This window comes from Hylemonella gracilis (genome assembly GCF_004328645.1).
GTDB classification, from domain to species: Bacteria; Pseudomonadota; Gammaproteobacteria; order Burkholderiales; family Burkholderiaceae_C; genus Hylemonella; species Hylemonella gracilis_B.
In genome coordinates, this window is sequence record NZ_CP031395.1 from 960941 (window position 1) to 981067 (window position 20127).

Here is a 20127-nt window from a genome sequence, read left to right on the forward strand (position 1 = left end):
ATTCGTCCCTCGACCTTCTCGCGACCAACCTATCCCTCAAGGAGAACCACCATGCAGATCCCTGACCTCGAACGCCAGGCCCGGCGCCGCGCCGGCGCCAAGCTGGGCTGGTACATCCACGCTACCGTCTACCTCGCCGTCAATCTGCTGCTGATGATCTTGTCGGCGCAGAGCCCGCGCGGCTGGGCTATCTATCCGGCGATGGGCTGGGGCCTGGGCCTCCTCATTCACGGCCTGGTGGTGTTTGTGCTCACCAGCGGGGTGCACGAAGGACTGGTGCAGCGGGAGCGCCGCCGGCTGCTCGCGCAGCGCGAGGACCGCCTGTCATGACCGCGCGGTCCGCGGCGCGTGCGCGCCTGGGTCTGCTGGCCCTGCTCCTCGTCACGAACTGCGTGGCGCAAGCCGAGGTGGGTGTGCGCGAGCTCCCCGGGCAGTCGGGGGACGGGCCGGTCACGGTCTTCTACCCGACCGATGCCCCGGCCCAGACCAAGGTGCTGGGACCGTTCACCTTGCAGGTGGCCTGGGGTGCCGCGCCAACGCGAGGCAACGGTCGGCTGGTGGTGCTGTCCCACGGCTCGGGCGGTTCGCCGTGGGTCTACGCCGATTTCGCGATCCAGCTGGCCCAGGCGGGCTTCGTGGTCGCGCTGCCTGAACACCAGGGCGACAACTGGCACGACCACGCCCTGGTCGGTCCGCGGAGCTGGGAGCGCCGGCCCCTCGAAGTGTCCCGGGCCATCGACGTCGTCGGCGCGGACCCGCGATTCGCACCGCTGTTGAAGCTGGACCGTGTCGGCATGTGGGGCATGTCCGCCGGGGGACACACCGCGCTTGTGCTGGCAGGTGGGCGCTGGTCGCCCGCGGCGCTGCGCGACCATTGCGAAGCGCACATCGCCGACGATTTTCCCACCTGCGTCGGCACTTCCCTCGAGTTGCACGGCAATTGGGCGGATGGTCTGAAGAAGGCGGGCGCGCTGTTCGTCATTCGCCGCAAGCTGGACGATACGCGGTGGTATGGCCACACTGACCCGCGCATCGCGGCCATCGTGGCCGAGGTCCCGTTGGCGGTGGACTTCGACCTGGCGTCGCTGGCGCATCCCGTCGTGCCCCTGGGTTTGGTGCGCAATGGCAAGGATGCTTGGCTCAAGCCCGCCTATCACGTCGACCAGGTGCTGAAGGCTTGCGCCAGCTGCACCTTGGTGGTCGACGCACCCAACGCCGGGCATGGCTCCTTGATGTCGCCGCAACCGCCGGACTTGCATGGCCCGGAAGTGCGTCTGCTGGCCGACCCGCCGGACTTCGACCGCGCCCAGGTGCCACAAGCCCATGCGCGTATCACCCAATACTTCGTCCAATACCTCTTGCCCAAGTCCTAGAATCGTCACGATGTCCACGCCCCCCCTCAGCCCCGAACAGATCGAACGAATCGCTCGCCGTCGCGCTGGCGCGAAGCTGGGCTGGTACCTCCATGCCGTCGTGTACCTGCTGTTCAACGGGGTCTTCCTGGCCCTGTCCTGGCTCGGCGTGGGGCATCGGCATTGGAGTCTTTACCCGGCGCTGGGCTGGGGCCTGGGTGTGGTGTTGCACGGCATCGCGGTTTTCGTCCTCGGCAGCGGCTTGCGCGAGCGCCTGGTCGAACGTGAGCGCGAACGCTTGCGGCGCGCGCAGCGATGACGATCGACCCCGTCGCGAAGCTGCGGCACCTGTTGCAGGTGTTGGCGTTCTGTCTGGCCATTGCGACGATCCAGTACGCCTTTTTGCCCGAGCGCGGCTACGGCGTGCAACTGGCCTACTCCTTGTGCATTGGGATCATCACCTGGGCTTGCATCGATTTTCCGCGGCACCTCCTGCCTTCCGCCGCGGAGACTGGCTGGCCCCAGGGGCTGGCCGGCGTGGCGCTCGTGGCCGCCGCTATCGCGATCGGCTACTTCGTCGGCACGGCGCTGGGGGATGTGCTGTGCCGAGCCCTCGGGCTGTACGTCGGCCCGCGACCGGACCCCGTGGTGCAGGCGCGCCAGTCCGTGCTGATCACGGCGCTGGCGGGCATTGCCGGCAGTTATTACTTCTTCAGTGCGGCGCGGCGTGGCCACCTCGAGCGCCAGATGAGCGAGACACGGCGCCATGCCAACGAAGCACGCCTGAAGCTGCTGGAAACGCAGTTGGAGCCGCACATGCTGTTCAACACGCTGGCCAATCTGCGCGCGCTGATCGCGCTCGACCCGCCGCGTGCCCAGCAGATGCTGGACCACATGATCGCCTACCTGCGCGCGACGCTGGATGCCTCGCGTGCCACCACGCATCCCCTGCAAGTCGAATTCGACCGCCTGCGCGACTACCTCGCCCTGATGGCGATCCGCATGGGGCTGCGCCTCGCCTACGAACTGGTGTTGCCACCGGAACTGGCGACGCAGGCCGTGCCGCCCCTGCTGCTGCAGCCCATCGTGGAAAACAGCATCCGGCATGGCCTGGAGCCGCAGCTACAAGGCGGCCGCATCGAGGTGCGGGCGAGTCGCGAAGGCGCGCGGCTGGTGCTGGAGATCAGCGACAGCGGCGTGGGTCAGAGCGAGATGGTGGGAGGGTCAGGCGGTGGTGGGTTCGGGCTGGTGCAGGTGCGCCAGCGCCTGGAGACCTTGTATGGCGAGGCCGCCGGTTATGACTTCGAGAGCGCCCCGGGCAAGGGCGCGCGCACCCGCATCACCTTGCCCTTGAGTCTCGGCGCATGAATCCACGCACGCAATCACGCGGGGCCCCATGAGCACGCCGACCGCCTTGATCGCCGAAGACGAGCCGCTGCTGGCGCAGGCTTTGCAGGCGGAGCTGGCGCGCGCCTGGCCCGAACTGTCCATCGTGTCCACCGTGGGGGATGGCGCGGCGGCGGTGCAGGCCGCCTTGCGGGATCGACCCGATGTGCTGTTCTTCGACATCCGCATGCCCGGTCAGGGGGGACTGGAGGCCGCCGCCGATCTGGCCGAGGCCTGGCCACACGATGCGCCCTTTCCCGCGCTGGTGTTCGTCACCGCCTACGACCAGTACGCCGTGCAGGCCTTCGAAGCGCAGGCCATCGACTACGTGCTCAAGCCGGTGCAGGCCGCCCGCTTGCAGAAGACGGTGGCGAAGCTGCGCGAGTTGCTGGCGCGGCGCGATACCCACACCATGGACAGCACGCTGGCGCAGCTGCGCAACCTGCTGGCGCTCACCCCCGCCGCGCCCACGGCTGCCTCGACCTCAGCGCAGACAGCGCTGAAGGTGATCCAGGCCAGTGTGGGCAACACCCTGCGTCTGGTGCCAGTGGAAGAGGTGGTCTACATCGAGGCGGCCGACAAATACCTGCGCGTGGTCACCGCGGCTCAGGAGGTGCTGATCCGCACGCCGCTGAAGGAGTTGTTGCCGCAGCTGGACCCGGCCGTTTTCTGGCAGGTGCACCGCGGCACCGTGGTGCGCGCCACCGCGATTGACAGCGTGCTGCGCGACGAAGCCGGCAAGCTGTCGCTGGCCTTGAAGGCGCGGGCGGAAAAACTGCCGGTCAGCCGCCTCTACGCCCATCTGTTCAAAGCCATGTGAGTGGGCGCCTTGCGCCGGTGCTGGTCCTGTGCCAGCACGCGCAGTCCGCTCAATACGTCAGTTCCAGCACCGTCACATGGCCGGCCGCCGCAGGCCAGACGCGGCCGGCGAGTGGTTCGCCGTTGAACTCGGCCGTGATCGCGCGGTCGGCTGCGCTGTCGAGCCGCAGGCGCGAGTTGGACACGCCCGCGCCCACGGGCGGCACGCCGGGCGGCGGCGTCCGGCCATCGAAGCGCAGGGTGTCGCGTCGGGCATCGAAATAGCCGCGCGGACGCGTGAAGATGGCCAGGGCCGCGGCCTCTTTCTCAGCGGCAGCCGTGATGCGCTCGGGGCGCAGGGTGACGATGCCGCTGGAGCGCGGGAAGGGGCTGCGATAGACGTGCGTGATGGCGTAACCCGCTGCCTTGAGCTCGAACTCGTGGGCCATGCCGGCTCGCGCCTTGAACGGTCCCCAGCGTCCGTCCGCGCCAGTCTTGCGCGTGTAGACCGGCGCACCCAGGCGTTGGCCCGTGGTGGCATCGGTCTCATAGATGCTCAGTTCGGCGCCCGCGAGCGGCAGGTTGTTCACATAGTCGCCACTGGCGGGATCGCTGGGGTTCAGTCCCAGGCCGGTGACGACGCCACTCAATTCCACCCGCGCCTCCGACACGATGTCCACCGTCGGCGCACGGCCGGTGAGGAACTGGTACGTGGCGGCGAAGGCCGCGGGCGAGAAGGAGGTCTCGCGGTGGTCCAGGCCGGCGATGACCACGTTGCGCGCGCCCTTGAGCTCGGGGCCGTCGTGCCCCACGTTCGTTGGCGTGCCCTTGGCGCCGATCCACAGGCCATCCGGTTGCGCGTACTTGTCGTTGTTGTCGCTGCGCACGGTCATCCAGCGCACCGGGCCGGTGACTTCATCCCCGTTGGCGTTCTTGGGCGCGTTCAGGCCCGTCAGAAAGGGGCCGGTGCCCGAGAACTCACTGCCTTCGTTGTAGCCCTTGATGGCCCAGACGCCATGGTTGGGCGTGCCGCCCAGGACAACGTGCGAAACGGAGGCCGCGCCCCCGCCGTTCTGGATGTAGTTGCGCACGGCGTAACCCCCGCGCGAATTGCCCAGAAGGACCACTTGCGAGGCCCCCGTGGCGCGTCGCACCCGCTCCACCTCGGCTTTCAGATAGGCCATGTAGTCGGCGGTGGAACTGCGGCCCGGCTGGGGCTTGGCGTCGTTGTCGCGCGCCTGCGGGTAAGGCAGTTCAATCACATGCAGACGCTCGCGCGGCCAGCCATTGGATTCGAAGCGCCAGAGCGTGGTCAGCCACAAGGCGGCACTGTCGCCATTGCCGTGCACGAAGACGATGGGAGGGTAGGTTTGCAGGGAATCGGACATGGATGACGAGGGGCTTGCGCAGCCGACCAGCAGGGACAGCGCACTGGCCAGCAGGACGGCAACAAGGGAGGCAAGACGGCGTGTGAATGGCATGGGACGCTCCTGGAAACGAGGCGGGTCCGCGATGGTATGCGCCGCGTTTGACGGCTGGATGTCGCCCAGTTGACGCGTTCCGCCCGGTGTTTCCCCTGGGCCGGCTGCCAGGTCAGGCATGCGTCTGTTTCCACAGGTTCAGCCGCGCAGCGCCATGAATACCCGTTCGGGCGTGGCGGGGGCGTCCATGGTCACCAGGCCATCCTGGCGCGCGGCGGCCACCGCATCGCCACACGCGCTGGCGCGCGTTTCTTTTCGTGCCGCCGCGATCGCATCGCGGATCGCTTCCCACACGCTGACAGCCAGCATGAAGGGCGGCTCGCCCACGGCCTTGCTGCCGTGCACATTGTCTTCGCGGTTGGGCTCGGGCCAGAAGTCCACGCGCCAGCGCGGCGGCAGGTCACCCGTGGCCGGGATCTTGTACGTGCTGGGCGCGTGGGTGGCGAGTTGGCCCTTGCCATCCCACACCAGTTCCTCGCTGGTCAACCAGCCCATGCCCTGGATGAAGCCGCCTTCCACCTGGCCCAGGTCCAGGCCTGGGTTGATGCTGCGACCCACGTCGTGCAGGATGTCCACGGCCAGCACGCGCGTTTCGCCCGTGAGCGTGTCGATGGCGACCTCGCTGCAGGCCGCGCCGTAGGCGAAGTAGTAGAAGGGCCGGCCAGTCAGCGTGGTCTTGTCGTAATGGATCTTGGGCGTGCGGTAGAAGCCATCGCTCCAGAGTTGGATGCGGTTCGCGTAGGCCGCCTTGACCACCTCGCGAAAGTCACGTGTGCTGTGCGGTCCGATGACCTGTCCATGGGCGAATCGGATCTCACCGGCGCCCACGTCGGCGCCCCCCACGGCTTGCCCCTCCAGCCCGGCGACGAAGGCCGCCAGGTTGTCGCGCACGCTGCGCGCGGCGAACTGCGCGGCGCGGCCATTGAGGTCGGTGCCGCTGGATGCCGCCGTCGCACTGGCGTTGGGCACGCGCGCGGTGTCGCTGGCCGAGAGCCGCACCCAGTCGTGCGGCACGCCCAGCTCGTCGGCCACGATCTGGCCGACCTTGGTGTGTAGACCCTGGCCCATCTCGGTGCCGCCGTGGTTGACCAGCACGCTGCCATCGGCGTAAACGTGCACCAGCGCGCCCGCCTGGTTGAACAGGGTGGCGGTGAAGCTGATGCCGAACTTCACGGGTGTCAGGGCCAGGCCTTTCTTCAGTACCTGGTGCGTGCGGTTCCAGTTGGCGATCTCGGCGCGGCGCTCGCGGTAGCGCGCGGTCTTGGCCAGTTCGCCCATCAGGGGCTGCAGGATGTTGTCCTCGATGCGCATCTGGTAGTGCGTGGTGTCACGGCGCCTGACAGGCTCGGTGGCGCTCGTGGGCGGGATGACTTCATCGCTGTACAGATTGCGCAGCCGCACGTCCAGCGCGTCCAGCCCGAGGTGGCGCGCGATGTCGCCCAGAATGGTTTCGATGGCGATCACGCCCTGGGGCCCGCCAAAGCCGCGAAAGGCCGTGTGGCTCTGTGTGTTGGTCTTGCAGCGGTAGCTGCGGATGCGCACGTCACTCAGGTAGTAGGCGTTGTCGCTGTGGAAGATGGCGCGGTCGGCCACGGGGCCGGACAGGTCGGCGGAAAAGCCGCAGTTCACCAGCATGGTCAGCCGCAGTGCCGTGAGCCGGCCCGTGCCGTCAAAGCCGGCTTCGTAGTCATAGGCGAAGGGATGGCGCTTGCCGGTGACCATGAAATCATCGTCGCGGTCCAGCCGCAGCTTGACCGGCGCGCCGGTCTTGCGCGCGGCCAGCGCGGCCCAGACCGCGAGGTGCCCGGCCTGGGTTTCCTTGCCGCCGAAGCCGCCCCCCATGCGGCGGCAAACCACCTGCACATCGTGTCCGTCCAGACCGAGCGCGTGCGCCACCCAGTGCTGCACTTCACCCGGGTGCTGGCTGCTGCTGTGGATCAGCCATTGCCTGCGGCCGCGTTCGCCCTCCTGCGGCTGGGCGTAGGCGATCTGGCCTTCGAGGTAAAAATGCTCCTGGCCCCCGACCTCGAAGCGGCCGCTCAAGCGGTGCTTGGCCTGGGCCAGGGCCTCGTCGGGCGCGCCGCGTTGCACGGTCACGGGCGGCAGCACATAGCTTTGCGCGGCGTGCGCCGCGCGCGCGTCCAGGACGGCGGGCAAGGCCTCGATGCGGTTGGCCAGTTCTTGCTGCAGGGCGCGTGCCGCGCGGCGCGCCTGCATCACGGTGCGGGCCACCACCAGGCCGACAACCTGGCCGACATGCTGCACCGTGTCGATGGCGAAGATGGGTTCGTCGTGCGCGGGGGTCGCGAGGTACCGGTCGCCGGGGATGTCCGCCGTCAGCACCACGTCGACCACGCCAGGCATGGCCAATGCGGCCTGGGCGTCGATGCCGCGCAGACGACCATGCGCGATGGGCGACAGGACGGGCGCCGCGTGCAGCGTGCCGCGCAGCTCGGGCAGGTCGTCAATGTAGGGCGCCAAGCCCTGAACCTGCAGGCGCGCGCTCTCATGGGCCAGCGACTGGCCACTCGCAAGGAGCTGGAGTTTCACGGTGTCATTCGCGCTCATGACAAGTCCTCCAGCCGCACGGGCTCGTTGCCCTCGAATTCCTCCCAGTAGCGCAGTGGCAGTTGCGCCAGCAGGCCGCGCCGGTAGTCGCCGCTGGCGCGCATGTCGGAGATCGGCGCGAATTCCTGGGCCAGCACGATGGCGGCCTGTTCCAGGCTGGTCCGGGCCCACGCTTGGCCCTCGAGGCTAGCTTCCGTCTGGTAGGCGCGCGCGGGTGTGGCCGCCACCCCGCCCGCGCCGATGCGTGCCTGTGTGATGCGTCCGTCCTGCACCTGGAGGTTCAAGGCCAGGCAGACGGCGGATATGTCGTCGTCTTGGCGTTTGGAAATCTTGTAAACCCTGAAATATTCAGCCCCCACGCTCGGCACTGACGTGTCCTCGCTGCCCCCAAGCGCGGCGCTGCCCTGCGCTTCGCTGGTGCCAGGGGCGCTCGCTTGCTTGGGGCGGCCCGGCCCGGCGCTCGTGGCGTCCGCGGTGGGCAAGGGCACCTTGATCCAGGCCAGCAATTCATCCGCCGCGAGTTGGTTCTTGCGGTAGCCGGTGTAGAAATTTTCGAGCGGCAGTTCGCGGGACACGAGGCGGCCCTTGCGCGCAGCCATCAGCACGAGGCTCGCGCCCAGTGCGATCAGCAGGGGCATGGAGTCCCCGATGGGGGAGCCGTTGGCGATGTTGCCGCCCAGCGTGCCGGAGTTGCGCACGGGCAGGCCGGCGAAACGTTCGGCGAATGTCCGCAACTGAGGCCGGTCGGCCACCAGGGCGGCGTAGGCGTCCTGCAGCGGCACGGCCGCACCGATGGCGATGTGCTGCGGGTAACGCTCGATGTGGCGCAACTCGGCGGCGCGCGTCACGTCGAGAACCTGCTCGAACTGCCGGTGCTGCTTGGTCACCCACAGGCCCACGTCCGTCGTGCCCGCGACAATCTGCGCCTGGGGGTGCGCGGCGCGCGCGGCCAACAGCTCGGCCAGCGTGGTGGGGGTCAGATAGTCCGGGTCCGAGCCCGGCTCGAGGCTTCTCAACTGCCGCAGCACCGCGGCTTTGTCTACCTGCACGCGCGGCAGGTCCGCCATGTGCTGGGCGGCGTCGAGGATGGGCCGGTAGCCGGTGCAGCGGCAGAGGTTGCCCGAAAGGTCGGCCTGCGCCATGGCGCGATCGACGGCCTCGCCGTTCAGCACCTTGCCTTGGTACATGCCAAACAGGCTCATCACGAAACCCGGGGTGCAGAAACCGCACTGGCTGCCGTGGCAGTCCACCATGGCTTGCTGGCAAGGGTGCAATGCGGGACGTTCGTGCCCAGGTGGAGGTACAGCCTCGGACTCGCCCTGGGATCGCACATCGGCATGGGGCTGGGCCGCGGCCGCAACCGGAACCATGCCGGTCGTCAAATCGTCAGCGGTCCAGACCGCCTGGCCCTGCACCGAGTGCGCGAGGCGGATGCAGCTGTTGATGGCGCGGTAGCGCAGCTCGCCGTCTTCGGCTGTTCCCAGCACCACGGTGCAGGCGCCGCAATCGCCCTCGCCGCAGCCCTCCTTGACGGCGGTGCACTGCAGGTCCTCGCGCAGGATTTCCAGCAGGGTGCGGCTGGGCGGCACGTCGCTCAGGCGGACGATTTCGCCGCGATGGACGAACTGCAGAACAGGGTGTTTCATGGCGGGAAGGCGATGCAAGCCTCATACCATACCAGCCTTCCCGCCCGGTCCGGCGATGCGTCGAAGTCAGTATTGGCACAGATATCGCTTAAGCTAATGCCTCTTTCCACCGACGCCATGCCGCTGCCTCTGCCTCCCCGTCTCGAACTCCAGGGCATCACCAAGCGCTACCCCGCCGTGGTGGCCAACGATGGCGTCTCGCTGACCGTGCAGCCGGGTGAAATCCACGCCGTGCTGGGCGAGAACGGCGCCGGCAAGTCCACGCTGATGAAGATCGTCTATGGCGCGGTACAGGCCGACGAGGGCGAGATCCGCTACAACGGCCAGCCGGTGCGCATCCGCAATCCGCAGGAGGCGCGGGCCCTGGGCATCAGCATGGTGTTCCAGCACTTCAGCCTGTTCGACACGCTGAGCGTGGCGGAAAACGTCTGGATTGGCCTGGACAAGCGCCAGACCCTGGCCGAGGTGACGGCGCGCATCCGCGACAAGGCGACGCAATACGGGCTCGAAATCGACCCGCTGCGCCCGGTGCACACCCTCTCGGTGGGCGAGATGCAGCGGGTGGAAATCATCCGCGCGCTACTGGGCGAGCCGCAGTTGCTGATCCTGGACGAGCCGACCTCGGTGCTCACGCCCCAGGCGGTGGAGCGCCTGTTTGTCGTGTTGCGCCAGTTGGCGTCCCAGGGCTGCAGCATCCTCTACATCAGCCACAAGCTCCACGAAATCCGCGCCCTGTGCACTGCCTGCACGGTGCTGCGCGGCGGCAAGGTGACGGGCGTGTGCGACCCGCGCCAGGAAAGCAATGCTTCGCTGAGTCGCATGATGATCGGCGCGGAGCCGCCCGCGCTGGAGCGCCACGCGCGCGCCGCGGGCGAGGTGGCGCTGCGCGTGCAAGGCCTGAGCCTGCCGCGCGAAGACCAGTTCGGTGTCGACCTGGACGGCGTGGGCTTCGAGCTGCGCGCGGGCGAGGTGCTGGGCATCGCGGGAGTGTCGGGCAATGGCCAGAAGGAACTGCTGTATGCCCTCTCGGGTGAGGATCGTCGGGCCGCGCCCGACACCCTTCAGATCTTTGGCCGCGCCGCCGGCGCCCTGGGGCCGGACAAGCGTCGTGCCCTGGGCCTGCACTTCGTGCCCGAGGAACGGCTGGGGCGCGGGGCGGTGCCGGTGCTGAGCCTCTCAGACAACCTGCCCCTCACGCGCCGCGAGCACGTCAAGCGGGGCTGGCTGCGCCACGGCGCGCTGCGCGCGCAGGCCGCCGAGGTGATCGCGCGTTTCAAGGTCAAGGCAGGAGGGCCTCATGGTGGCGCGGGTGCCGCTGCCAAGTCGCTGTCGGGCGGCAATCTGCAGAAATTCATTGTCGGGCGCGAGATCGACGCAGCCCCGAAGTTGCTCATCGTCTCGCAGCCGACCTGGGGCGTGGACGTGGGCGCGGCGGCCCAGATCCGCGCCGAGCTGCTGGCCCTGCGCGACGCGGGTTGCGCGGTGCTGGTGGTCAGCGAGGAGCTGGACGAACTGTTCGAGATCTGCGACCGCCTGGTTGTCATCGCGCAGGGCCGCCTGAGCCCCAGCCTGCCGACCGCGCAGGCCACGCCGGAGCAGATCGGCGAATGGATGTCGGGGCTGTGGCCGGAAAATAGGGCCTCCACGCCCCCCGCTGCGCGAGGTTCGCTGCCCCCCGAGGGGGCCTTCGCGCCTTCGGGCGGCCCGGTGGCGCTCAAGACGGCGACCCAGCGTGAGGACGGACCGCATGCAGCAACTTGAAACCTATCGCGAGGTCGGCGCATGCTGAGACTCGAACCACGTCCGCAGCCTTCCCAGTGGATGTCCTGGGTTTCGCCCCTGCTGGCCTTGGCCTTCACGGTGCTGCTGGCCAGCCTGCTGTTCATCGCGCTCGGCAAGGACCCGCTGGCCGGACTGGCGGTGTTTTTCGTCGAACCCTTGCGCGGCCTGCGTCCGGTCTCCGAGCTGTTGCTCAAGGCCACGCCGCTGATGCTCTGTGCATTGGGCCTGGCGGCCTGCTACCGCGCCAACATCTGGAACATCGGTGCCGAGGGGCAGTTCCTGCTGGGCGCCATCACGGGCGGTGGGGTGGCGCTCTGGCTGACCATGCACAACCTGGGCAGCCAGACCCTGATGCCCTTCCAGTCGCCCGAACCGCTGGGCCCGCGTGGCCTGTACGCGCCGGTGGTGTTGCTGGCGGGTGCCTTGGGTGGCGCGCTGTGGGCGGCCATCGTCGCCTGGCTGCGCGACAAGTTCAACGCCAATGAAATCCTGGTCAGCCTGATGCTGGTCTACGTGGCGCAGCAGTTGCTGAACTATCTGGTCTTTGGTCCCTGGAAGGACCCGCAGGGCTACAACTTCCCGCAGACCAAGACCTTCGACATCTCGACCTGGCTGCCCGTGCTGCTGCCCTCCACGCGCTTGCATTGGGGGTTTATCGTGGCCGTGGTGGCGGTGCTGGCGTTCTGGCTCTTCCTGTCCAAGTCCTGGCGCGGTTACCAGTTGCAGGTAGGCGGTCTGGCGCCGGCCGCGGCCCGCTACGCAGGTTTTTCCAGCCGCAGCACGCTGTGGACAGCCTTGCTGCTGTCGGGGGCCATGGCGGGCCTGGCGGGTGCCATGGAGGTGGCGGGGCCGGTGCGGCAGCTGACGCCTCACCTGTCCACGGGCTACGGCTTCGCGGCCATCATCGGCTGCTTCGTCGGGCGCCTGCACCCGGTGGGCATCGTGTTTTCCAGCCTGTTGCTGTCCATGCTGCTGATTGGTGGTGAACTGTCGCAGTCGCGCCTGGGCCTGCCCAATGCGCTGACCAGCGTGTTCCAGGGCGCCTTGCTCTTCCTGCTGCTGGCTTGCGACACCTTGATCAACTACAGGGTTCGGTGGGCCGGGCGCCGTGGTGGCCAGAAGAAAGAGGCGAATGACGAATCGCGCGGAGCACAGGCATGAACGAAACCGCATTGCTGATCGCTGCGGCGCTGGCCTCGGGCACGCCCCTGGTGCTGGCCGGGCTCGGTCTGCTGCTCAATGAAAAAGCCGGCGTGCTGAACCTGGGGGCCGAGGGCATGATGCTGGTGGCCGCCATCGCCGGTTTCGCCGCCGCCTTTCACACCGGCGAGGCGGCCGTGGGCTTTGTCGCGGGCGCCGCGGCCGGCGCGGGCATGGCGGCAGTGTTTGGCTTGCTGGTGATCTGGCTCAACACCAACCAGTACGCCACGGGTCTGGCGCTCAGCCTGTTCGGCACCGGCTTCTCCGCCTTCGTGGGCGTGAGCATGGTGGGCAAGAAGCTGGCTGACCAAACCCCGAACGCGGTGCCGCTGTTGGCGGACATTCCCTTCGTCGGCCCGGCCTTCTTCCAGTTGCACCCCATGGTCTACGCGGCCATGGCACTGGCGGCGGTGATGGCTTGGTTCCTCTACCGCAGCCGGACCGGCTTGGTGCTGCGTGCCGTGGGCGAATCGCCCGCCGCCGCGCACGCGCTGGGGTATCCGGTGCGGCGCATCCGTTTCATGGCGGTGCTGGTGGGTGGCGCGCTCTGCGGGGTGGCCGGGGCCTTTCTGTCCGTGGTTTACGCGCCGCTCTGGGTGCAGGGCCTGGTCGCGGGGCGGGGCTGGATCGCCCTGGCGCTCACCGCCTTCGCCACCTGGCGGCCCGCCCGCGTGTTGCTGGGGGCTTATCTCTTTGGCGGCGTGACCATGATGCAGTTCGCGCTGCAGAGCGCGGGCGTGCAGATTCCCAGCCAGTTGCTGGCCATGCTGCCCTACCTGGCCACCATCGTGGTGTTGGTGCTGATCTCGCGCAATCCGGTTTGGATCCGCGTCAACATGCCTGCCTCGCTGGGCAAGCCGTTCCATCCTGGTGGATGAACCCCACCCCCGCGTCGACCATCCCCTCCGGGGTGTGCACGCGAGGGGCCGCTCGGCGCCGTCGTCAGGATGGCCTCTTCTGTTTGATGTCCAGTCGCGCCATAATCCCGGCGTGGTTTTTGCTTGATTCCCTCATCCATTTTTCTCCTCAGAAGGAAGCACCATGAACAAACGTTCTCTTTTCAAGGCGGGTCTGGCCGCCGCGGCGCTGGCCGCGTTCAGCCTGACGGCTTTTGCCGCCGAGCCGCTCAAGGCGGCCTGGGTCTATGTGGGCCCGGTGGGTGATGCCGGCTGGACCTACGCGCACGATCTCGGCCGCAAGGCGGTCGAGAAGAAGTTCGGCGCCAAGGTCAAGACCACTTACGTCGAGAACGTGCCTGAAGGCGCGGATGCTGAGCGCGTGATCCGTGACCTGGCCGCGCAAGGCAACAAGATCATCTTCGCGACCTCCTTCGGCTTCATGGAGCCCATGCTGCGCGTGGCCCAGGAATTCCCGGACGTGAAGTTCGAGCATGCCACCGGCTACAAGACCGCGCCCAATATGCGCATCTATGACGCCTCCTTCTACCAGGACACCTATATGGCCGGCATCATTGCCGCCCAGATGAGCAAGACGGGCACGCTGGGCTTTGTCGGCTCCTTCCCGATTCCCGAAGTGCTGCGCAATATCAACGGCTTCACGCTGGGCGCGCAGACCGTCAACCCCAACATCAAGGTCAAGGTCGTCTGGGTGAACACCTGGTTCGATCCGCCGAAGGAAAGCGAAGCCGCGCAAAGCCTGATCAACGCCGGTGCCGATGTGCTGCTGCAGAACACCGACTCCTCGGCCGTGCTGCAGACCGCCGAGAAGAATGGCAAGTACGCCTTCGGCTGGGACAGCGACATGAGCGCCTTCGCCAAGAAGGCCCACCTGGGTTCGGCCATCGCCAACTGGGGTCCGTACTACGAACGCGCCATCGGCGACATGCTCAACGGCACCTGGAAGACCACCCGCACCGTCCTGGGCGTGCCTGATGGCGTGAACGATCTGATCAAAATCTCGCCCGCCGTGCCTGCCGCCACCAAGGCCCAGGTCGAGAAAGTCAAGGCTGGCCTGAAGGCCGGCAAGTTCGAAGTCTTCACCGGCCCCATCGTGACCAACGAGGGCAAGGAAGTCCTGGCCAAGGGCAAGACCGCCGACCAGGCCTGGAAGGACGGCGTGAACTTCTACGTCAAGGGCGTGGAAGGCAAGATTCCTTCGGGCAACTGATCTTCTTCGTTTCTCCCCACTCGGGCAGCCAGCGAGCCTGGTTGCCCGTTTTTCTTTCACCATGATCGAACGCGCTTTTTTCCATCCCGTCGCCCTGAGCCGTGACCTGCTCGCTCAGCCCTTGCCGGTGCGCCTGCTCGGCGAAGACCTGGTGCTCTGGCGCGACGCAACCGGACAGGCCCGCGTCTTCACCGATCGCTGTCCGCACCGCGGTGCCGCGCTGTCCATGGGACGGGTGGTGGATGGTGCGCTCGAATGCCCCTACCATGGCTGGCGCTTCGAACCGCAAGGACGCTGCATCGCCATTCCGGCCGTGCCGGGCTTCGTCCCGCCCGAAGGGCATCGGGCCTGCGCTCACCAGGTGTATGAAGCCTACGGCTTGCTTTGGGTCTGCCTGAACCCGGCCGATGCGGCCACGCAGGCCCAGGTGCCCGTGCCGCTGCCGGCCTTTGCCGCCGAGCATGACACGAACCTGCGCAAAGTCAGCTCCGGCCCCTACGAGGTGCAGACCAGTGCGCCGCGCATCGTCGAGAACTTCCTGGACATGTCGCACTTCGGCTTTGTCCACACGGGCTGGCTGGGGGCGCGCGACCACACTGCGATGCAGCCGTACAAGGTTGAGAAGACGCCCACGGGCATCTTCGTCTCGGATTGCTATGCCTGGCAGCCACAGTCCAGTGTGCACGCCCAGGGCGGCGCGATGGTGGAGTACACCTACGAGGTGGCCGGGCCCTACCATTGCGTGCTGACCAAGGTGCCCGAGGCCGGGGCGGTGAAGCTGGCCAATTTCCGCGAGTCCATTGCGCTCTTCGTCTGTCCGGTTGAGCCCGAGCGCAGCCGCGTGTGGATCCGCATGGCGATGAACCACAGCGATGACCCGGACCAGACGCTGATCGACTTCCAGAACACCATCTTCGGGCAAGACCAGCCCGTGCTGGAATCGCAGCGCCCCAAGCTGCTGCCCATCGGCGAACAGGCGCCCGTGAAGGAGGTGCACAGCGCGGCCGATCTGGCTTCGTCCCACTACCGCCGATACCTGCGCGAATTGGGCGTGCGTTTCGGGACCTGCTGATGCGCGGCGTGCCAACGTGCATGCAGCCCATGACTCTGAGACTGAACGGGAACCGATGATGACGACCAGCAACTTCTCCGCCATTCCCGCCGACCGCTTGCCCGACCTGTTGCGGGGCATGCCCAAGGCCGAGCTGCACATGCACATCGAAGGCTCGCTGGAGCCGGAACTGATCTTCCAGCTCGCGCAACGCAACGGTGTGTCGATTCCCTATGCGAGCGTCGAGGACCTGCGCCGTGCCTATGCCTTCACCGATCTCCAGAGTTTCCTGGACATCTATTACGCGGGTGCCAGCGTGCTGCTGCAAGAGCAGGACTTCTATGACATGGCCTGGGCCTACTTCGAGCGCGCCGCGGCGGACCGGGTGACGCGTGCCGAACTCTTCTTCGACCCGCAGACCCACACCGCGCGCGGTGTGCCCATGGCCACCGTCATCAACGGCCTGCACCGCGCCTGCATCGATGCGCAGCAGAAGCTTGGCATCAGCGCCGCGCTCATCCTCTGCTTCCTGCGCCACCTGAGCGAGGAGGATGGCCTGGCGACGCTGGAAGCCGCGTTGCCTCATCGCGACCAGTTCATCGGCGTGGGGCTGGATAGCAGCGAGGTCGGCCATCCGCCAGAAAAATTCACCCGCCTGTTCGCGCGTTGCCGTGACCTGGGCCTGCGCATCGTGGCCCACGCGGGCGAGGAAGGGCCGCCGGCCTATGTCTGGGGCGCACTGGACCTGCTGGGGGCCGAGCGCATCGACCACGGTGTGCAATCGGTCAAGGATCCCGTGCTCATGCAACGACTTGCGCGGGACCGCGTGCCCCTGACGGTCTGCCCCCTGTCCAACCTCAAGCTGTGCGTTTTCCCCACACTGGCCGAGCACAACCTCGTGGCTTTGCTGGACGCGGGCCTGGTGGCCACCGTCAATTCCGATGACCCTGCCTACTTCGGCGGTTACGTCAACGAGAACTACCTGCAGATCTTCGCGGCCTTGCCCGCCTTGAATGCGGGGCATGCCTACACCTTGGCGCGCAACAGCTTCGAGGGCAGTTTCATGGACGAGGCCGCCAAGCAGCGTGAGCTGGCGCGCTTGGACGCGTATTTCGCCGCGTTTGCGTGACAGCTTCGGGCCGTCGTTTCCTGTTCATGCTGTGGCCCATCTTGCGGGCCATGCCCGCACCGTTCCCGATCACATGAAGTTGCGCGTGTGCAGCGCCGCGAGCCGCTCGGCCTGCTCGCGCGCGAAGCCCAGCCGCACCAGCTTGGCGTAACGGCCGTCCGCCATGTCGCGCATCAGCCGCTGCACGCGCGTGTAACCGCGCGCGACGGCCGTGGGGGTGAGCGCACCCGCGGCGACCAGGATGAGTGCGTCGAAGACTTCCTCGTTCAGACCGGACGTTCCGGCCAAGGCGTCGTGGCGCTGTTCCACGGCGCGCGCGAGGCGGTGCTGGAAATCGGGCTCCTGCGCTAGCCGGTAGAGCAGGTGCGACATGCCCAGCGCGACATGGCGCGCTTCGTCGCGCGCGGCGAGGCGGCAGATCTGACGTGTCAGCGGATCGGGGCCCTCGTTCTGAAGGAACTGCAGCAGATTGACGAAGCTGCCTTCACCCAGCACCGAGAGCAGGAAAGACGCGACCGAGAAATCCGGCTCGTCGAGCAGGCTCTTGAGCGAGGCCTGCCCGCCCGCCGTGGAGAGCGCGGGCTCGCGCCCGTGGCGGCGAATGCGGCGCGTGAACACGTCGATGTGCCGCGCCTCGTCGGCCACCTGGATCGCCAGCGCGGCCTGCAGTTCGCGGTAGTGTGGATGCAGCTGACCGAGAAAGCGCGCGGGCACGAGCAGCGCGGCGTTTTCGTTCTCGATCATGTAGGTCATGACCTGAACGACGGCGTCCTCGATCACCTCGGGCAGCGCGGGCGTCTCGTGCCAGTCGATGGCCGTGTCGGCGTTCCATTGCGCGGCCACGGCCTGGGCGTACAGGTCGGCGGCGCTGTCCGTCCAGGCGTCGCGCTTCTCGCGCAGGCGGAATTCGAAATCGGGCGAGCCGGCCTCGACGCGCGCGCCGCGCGCGGCCAGGCCCCAGCCAGGGCTCGCTTGCGTGGCCACGGCGTCAGGCGCGCGCGGGTCGCTGCGGCCAGTGTCGGCGGCGCCGCGCCAGCGGCCGCTCTGCGCGCTGCCGCGCGTCACGCAGGCCAGGGTGCGGGTTTCGTCCTCCCAGGCCAGCGCATGGCCTTGGCCACGGCACCAGTCGCTCAGCTGCACCTGCCAGCCGGGGGAACGGCCCGCGACACGCAGCGCGCCGCCTTCCGGCACGGTAGCCAACGCGTGCTTGACCAGCAGGTGCGCGCCCGCGTCGAAGCCCAGGGCCTCAATATCGATAGTCGGCGGCGGTGATGCGGCCTTGTTCGTCATAAAAGCCTTCCTCTGTGGCGGCGCGTTCGAGCCGCGCGTAGCCGCTGGCGCGGCCGGGCCGCCAGGCCTTGAGCCCTTCCAGCTCTAGCAGCGGACGGGTCCGCGCATCGTTCCAGTCCATGCCGAGCAGGATCTCGCCGAAATGCCGCGCGACCTGCGCATCGACGCCAGGGCTGACGGTCATGTTGCAGTGGTCGAACGCGCCCGTGCTCGCGAGGATGCGCGTGGCGCCGGCGGACAGCGTGCCTTCATGGGCGAAGGCGCGGTGGTTGCCCGCGATCATCCACGCCGCGTCGATCTCACCCTTCATCAAGGCCTGGGCCGCGTCGCGTTCGCCGCCGATGTGGTCGCCGTGCTTGCCACCCAGCACGTCGAAGCGGCGCGCGGTGTAGTCGTGCCCGGCCACCAGACCGGCTTCATGGCGCAGGTGGTCAAGCGGAATCAGCGTCGCCTGCGGCGAATCCACCGCGCCGAAGCCGATCGTCCTGCCGCGCAGGTCCGCCGGGTTTTGCGTGGGGCTGTCGCTACGCACGACCAGCACGGAATGCAGATCGATGTCGCTGTCGCGCATGGCCAGGGCCTGCACGTGCTCGCCGCGCGCGCGGGCCATGCGATCGGCGCGCACCCAGGCCAGCGGTGAGTTCCAGGCGAACGCGATGTCTCCCTTGAACTGGGCTTCGACTTGCGTTTCGTAGTTGGAATAGAGGATGTAGTCGAAGGCGTAACCACGTTCGGCGAAATAGGCTTTGAAGCCTTCCCAGATCGTGACGACCTTGGGCGCGTAGGCGACGGCGCCAAGCAGCGGAATGTGCGATGAAGGCATGCGTGCTCCTGTTGGGTTCTGTCATGCGGCCTCAGGCCAGCGGCATGCCGCAGAGCGCGCGGCCGATGAAGTCGTACAGCACATCGGACGTGGGGGCCATGATGGAGGCGGCGCGGGCATCGCGGAACAGGCGTTCCAGACCGGCTTCCTTGCGGAAAGCCGCACCACCACCGATGCGCATGGCGAGGTCGGTCACTTCCAGCGCGGCCTCGGCCGCGCTGGCCTTGACCTCGAGCACGCGCAACATGGCATCGGCACGGCCGCTGGCCAGCGCGGCCAGTGTGTCGTCACGCAGCGCCCGGGCCTGATCGGCTCGGATGCGGGCGCGGGCGAGGTAGGCGCGCACCGTGGGCAGGTCGGCCAGCGTGGTGTTGCTTTCTGCGAAGCGGTTGCCCGTGACGTGCGCCGTGGCGCGCTGCAGCGCGCCTTCCATCAGGCCGATCGACGCGGAGGCCACCAGCAGGGTGAACAGCGGCAGGGTGTCGCCGTTCATGATGTCACCCCCGCCGCCGTCCCGTCCCAGCATCGCACTGGCGGGCACGCGCACGCCGTTGGCGCGGATGGGCGCGGAGGCATTGCCGCGCAAGCCCAGACCATCAAAGGCCTGCGGGCGGCTCAGGCCGGGAAGGCGGCTGTCCACCAACCAGATCGTGCTCGGTCCTTCGGCCTGGGCTGGTTGCGAGGACCAGACGTAGGAGTCGGCTTCGAGCGCCGAGGTGACCATGCTCTTGCTGCCATCGAGCAGGTAGTTCTTGCCGTCGGCCTTGGCCGTGCCGACCGGTGCCCAAAAATGGCTCCGAGTCCCCGTTTCGGACCAGGCCAGGGTGCTGAGGTGCTTGCCTACGGCGATGGCTTTGCGGGTTTCGGCGGGGCCGTATTTCTCGATCAGGGCCGTGCTCGCGTAGTGCATGCAGACGATCATGGCGGTGGACGGACAGTCTTGCGCGATGCGTTCGACAACCTTGCTTGCCTCGGGCCGGCCCAGCCCCAGGCCACCCACGTCCTTGGCGCTGATCAGGCCCAGCAGGCCGGCCCGACCCAGTGCATCGAGTGCCGCGCGCGGAAAGCGGGCCTGCTGATCGGTTTCCAGCGCGACGGGCGCGATGGTGTCCTGGACGATGGATTCGAGCGTGGCGAGATAGGGCATGAAGTGCTCCTTCGGATAACGTCGGGAAAAAACGCCGTCGTTGAAGGAGTCCCCTGAGGGAAGTGTTGCTGCCCGATTGCCTGAGCATCATCCGGGACTTTCAAGGATTCCGGGAAAGACGACAAACAATGCGCATGCCGCACGCAGACCTGCAATGACGACACCGGATGCTGCCCTCCGTGGCCTGACCACGGGGGCGACTCATTATAGGAACGGAGTCGCGCGCGCTGGAATGCGGGGCGGAAAGCAGCAGGAGTCGAACCTACCAGGAAGCGACTGACGCCCCCTACCGGGTTTGAAGCCCGGGCGCACCACCGGGTGCGTATGCCTTCCTTGAGACATGGACG

The 20127-nt window shown here is 67.7% G+C and carries 17 protein-coding genes and 1 tRNA gene; 11 read left to right on the forward strand and 7 right to left on the reverse strand.

The window, feature by feature from the left end; translation table 11 throughout:
* The first annotated feature begins 51 nt into the window (after window positions 1-51).
* From DW355_RS04620 to DW355_RS04640, 5 genes are read left to right on the forward strand one after another with little or no spacing between them, the layout of a single operon-like run.
* On the forward strand, window positions 52-330 hold the full coding sequence (locus DW355_RS04620) for a 2TM domain-containing protein (protein ID WP_131278165.1): 279 nt from the start codon (window positions 52-54) through the stop codon (window positions 328-330).
* Window positions 327-1373 carry an alpha/beta hydrolase family protein gene (locus tag DW355_RS04625; protein ID WP_131278166.1) on the forward strand — a complete coding sequence of 349 codons (1047 nt, stop codon included), beginning with the start codon at window positions 327-329 and terminating at the stop codon, window positions 1371-1373. Before DW355_RS04620 ends, DW355_RS04625 begins: the two co-directional genes overlap by 4 nt.
* A 10-nt stretch (window positions 1374-1383) precedes the next feature.
* On the forward strand, window positions 1384-1671 hold the full coding sequence (locus tag DW355_RS04630) for a 2TM domain-containing protein (RefSeq protein WP_131278167.1): 288 nt from the start codon (window positions 1384-1386) through the stop codon (window positions 1669-1671).
* On the forward strand, window positions 1668-2720 hold the full coding sequence (locus tag DW355_RS04635) for a sensor histidine kinase (RefSeq protein WP_131278168.1): 1053 nt from the start codon (window positions 1668-1670) through the stop codon (window positions 2718-2720). The genes DW355_RS04630 and DW355_RS04635 overlap by 4 nt, the downstream gene beginning before the upstream one ends.
* 28 nt (window positions 2721-2748) lie before the next feature.
* Complete coding sequence (locus DW355_RS04640; protein ID WP_131278169.1) at window positions 2749-3558, forward strand: LytR/AlgR family response regulator transcription factor; 810 nt, start codon at window positions 2749-2751, stop codon at window positions 3556-3558.
* A 49-nt stretch (window positions 3559-3607) separates the two neighbouring features.
* Here the strand turns inward: DW355_RS04640 and DW355_RS04645 are convergent, their stop codons facing one another.
* The 3 genes from DW355_RS04645 to DW355_RS04655 all read right to left on the reverse strand — a co-directional run bounded on the left by DW355_RS04645 (window position 3608) and on the right by DW355_RS04655 (window position 9231).
* Window positions 3608-5017, reverse strand: coding sequence for an alpha/beta fold hydrolase (locus tag DW355_RS04645; protein WP_131278170.1), 1410 nt, complete (start codon window positions 5015-5017; stop codon window positions 3608-3610).
* A gap of 138 nt (window positions 5018-5155) precedes the next feature.
* Window positions 5156-7585 carry a xanthine dehydrogenase molybdopterin binding subunit gene (gene xdhB, locus DW355_RS04650; RefSeq protein ID WP_131278171.1) on the reverse strand — a complete coding sequence of 810 codons (2430 nt, stop codon included), beginning with the start codon at window positions 7583-7585 and terminating at the stop codon, window positions 5156-5158.
* Window positions 7582-9231, reverse strand: a complete 1650-nt coding sequence (locus DW355_RS04655) for a xanthine dehydrogenase small subunit (RefSeq protein WP_131278172.1) — start codon at window positions 9229-9231, stop codon at window positions 7582-7584. Before DW355_RS04655 ends, xdhB begins: the two co-directional genes overlap by 4 nt.
* Before the next feature lie 96 nt (window positions 9232-9327).
* On the opposite strand from DW355_RS04655, the gene DW355_RS04660 reads away from it, so the two are divergent.
* The 6 genes from DW355_RS04660 to DW355_RS04685 all read left to right on the forward strand — a co-directional run bounded on the left by DW355_RS04660 (window position 9328) and on the right by DW355_RS04685 (window position 16520).
* Entirely contained in the window at window positions 9328-10992 is a 1665-nt protein-coding gene (locus DW355_RS04660) for an ABC transporter ATP-binding protein (RefSeq protein WP_131278173.1), read from the forward strand.
* 21 nt (window positions 10993-11013) lie between these two features.
* On the forward strand, window positions 11014-12174 hold the full coding sequence (locus tag DW355_RS04665; RefSeq protein ID WP_131278174.1) for an ABC transporter permease: 1161 nt from the start codon (window positions 11014-11016) through the stop codon (window positions 12172-12174).
* Window positions 12171-13091: an ABC transporter permease gene (locus tag DW355_RS04670; RefSeq protein ID WP_131278175.1), complete on the forward strand. Its 921-nt coding sequence runs from the start codon at window positions 12171-12173 to the stop codon at window positions 13089-13091. Before DW355_RS04665 ends, DW355_RS04670 begins: the two co-directional genes overlap by 4 nt.
* A gap of 163 nt (window positions 13092-13254) precedes the next feature.
* Window positions 13255-14340, forward strand: a complete 1086-nt coding sequence (locus DW355_RS04675; protein ID WP_131278176.1) for a BMP family ABC transporter substrate-binding protein — start codon at window positions 13255-13257, stop codon at window positions 14338-14340.
* A gap of 61 nt (window positions 14341-14401) precedes the next feature.
* Entirely contained in the window at window positions 14402-15412 is a 1011-nt protein-coding gene (locus DW355_RS04680) for an aromatic ring-hydroxylating oxygenase subunit alpha (protein ID WP_131278177.1), read from the forward strand.
* A gap of 55 nt (window positions 15413-15467) precedes the next feature.
* Window positions 15468-16520 carry an adenosine deaminase gene (locus DW355_RS04685; RefSeq protein WP_131278178.1) on the forward strand — a complete coding sequence of 351 codons (1053 nt, stop codon included), beginning with the start codon at window positions 15468-15470 and terminating at the stop codon, window positions 16518-16520.
* A gap of 69 nt (window positions 16521-16589) precedes the next feature.
* Here DW355_RS04685 and DW355_RS04690 read toward each other — a convergent pair whose 3' ends face one another.
* The 4 genes from DW355_RS04690 to DW355_RS04705 all read right to left on the reverse strand — a co-directional run bounded on the left by DW355_RS04690 (window position 16590) and on the right by DW355_RS04705 (window position 20113).
* Entirely contained in the window at window positions 16590-17810 is a 1221-nt protein-coding gene (locus DW355_RS04690) for a ferritin-like domain-containing protein (RefSeq protein WP_131278179.1), read from the reverse strand.
* Entirely contained in the window at window positions 17767-18633 is an 867-nt protein-coding gene (locus DW355_RS04695) for a phosphate/phosphite/phosphonate ABC transporter substrate-binding protein (RefSeq protein ID WP_207388083.1), read from the reverse strand. The genes DW355_RS04690 and DW355_RS04695 overlap by 44 nt, the downstream gene beginning before the upstream one ends.
* Before the next feature lie 31 nt (window positions 18634-18664).
* On the reverse strand, window positions 18665-19780 hold the full coding sequence (locus tag DW355_RS04700; RefSeq protein WP_131278180.1) for an acyl-CoA dehydrogenase family protein: 1116 nt from the start codon (window positions 19778-19780) through the stop codon (window positions 18665-18667).
* A gap of 240 nt (window positions 19781-20020) precedes the next feature.
* Window positions 20021-20113 (reverse strand) — tRNA-Sec (locus DW355_RS04705).
* Window positions 20114-20127 lie beyond the last annotated feature (14 nt).

What these genes read in the sequence shown, in the direction of transcription:
- DW355_RS04640 (WP_131278169.1), top strand. Translation starts at nt 2,749, where the DNA reads ATGAGCACGCCGACCGCCTTGATCGCCGAAGACGAGCCGCTGCTGGCG.
- DW355_RS04645 (WP_131278170.1), bottom strand. Translation starts at nt 5,017, where the DNA reads ATGCCATTCACACGCCGTCTTGCCTCCCTTGTTGCCGTCCTGCTGGCC.
- DW355_RS04680 (WP_131278177.1), top strand. Translation starts at nt 14,402, where the DNA reads ATGATCGAACGCGCTTTTTTCCATCCCGTCGCCCTGAGCCGTGACCTG.
- DW355_RS04625 (WP_131278166.1), top strand. Translation starts at nt 327, where the DNA reads ATGACCGCGCGGTCCGCGGCGCGTGCGCGCCTGGGTCTGCTGGCCCTG.
- DW355_RS04660 (WP_131278173.1), top strand. Translation starts at nt 9,328, where the DNA reads ATGCCTCTTTCCACCGACGCCATGCCGCTGCCTCTGCCTCCCCGTCTC.
- DW355_RS04675 (WP_131278176.1), top strand. Translation starts at nt 13,255, where the DNA reads ATGAACAAACGTTCTCTTTTCAAGGCGGGTCTGGCCGCCGCGGCGCTG.
- DW355_RS04665 (WP_131278174.1), top strand. Translation starts at nt 11,014, where the DNA reads ATGCTGAGACTCGAACCACGTCCGCAGCCTTCCCAGTGGATGTCCTGG.
- DW355_RS04620 (WP_131278165.1), top strand. Translation starts at nt 52, where the DNA reads ATGCAGATCCCTGACCTCGAACGCCAGGCCCGGCGCCGCGCCGGCGCC.
- DW355_RS04685 (WP_131278178.1), top strand. Translation starts at nt 15,468, where the DNA reads ATGATGACGACCAGCAACTTCTCCGCCATTCCCGCCGACCGCTTGCCC.
- DW355_RS04635 (WP_131278168.1), top strand. Translation starts at nt 1,668, where the DNA reads ATGACGATCGACCCCGTCGCGAAGCTGCGGCACCTGTTGCAGGTGTTG.
- DW355_RS04695 (WP_207388083.1), bottom strand. Translation starts at nt 18,633, where the DNA reads ATGCCTTCATCGCACATTCCGCTGCTTGGCGCCGTCGCCTACGCGCCC.
- xdhB (WP_131278171.1), bottom strand. Translation starts at nt 7,585, where the DNA reads ATGAGCGCGAATGACACCGTGAAACTCCAGCTCCTTGCGAGTGGCCAG.
- DW355_RS04630 (WP_131278167.1), top strand. Translation starts at nt 1,384, where the DNA reads ATGTCCACGCCCCCCCTCAGCCCCGAACAGATCGAACGAATCGCTCGC.
- DW355_RS04670 (WP_131278175.1), top strand. Translation starts at nt 12,171, where the DNA reads ATGAACGAAACCGCATTGCTGATCGCTGCGGCGCTGGCCTCGGGCACG.
- DW355_RS04655 (WP_131278172.1), bottom strand. Translation starts at nt 9,231, where the DNA reads ATGAAACACCCTGTTCTGCAGTTCGTCCATCGCGGCGAAATCGTCCGC.
- DW355_RS04690 (WP_131278179.1), bottom strand. Translation starts at nt 17,810, where the DNA reads ATGACGAACAAGGCCGCATCACCGCCGCCGACTATCGATATTGAGGCC.
- DW355_RS04700 (WP_131278180.1), bottom strand. Translation starts at nt 19,780, where the DNA reads ATGCCCTATCTCGCCACGCTCGAATCCATCGTCCAGGACACCATCGCG.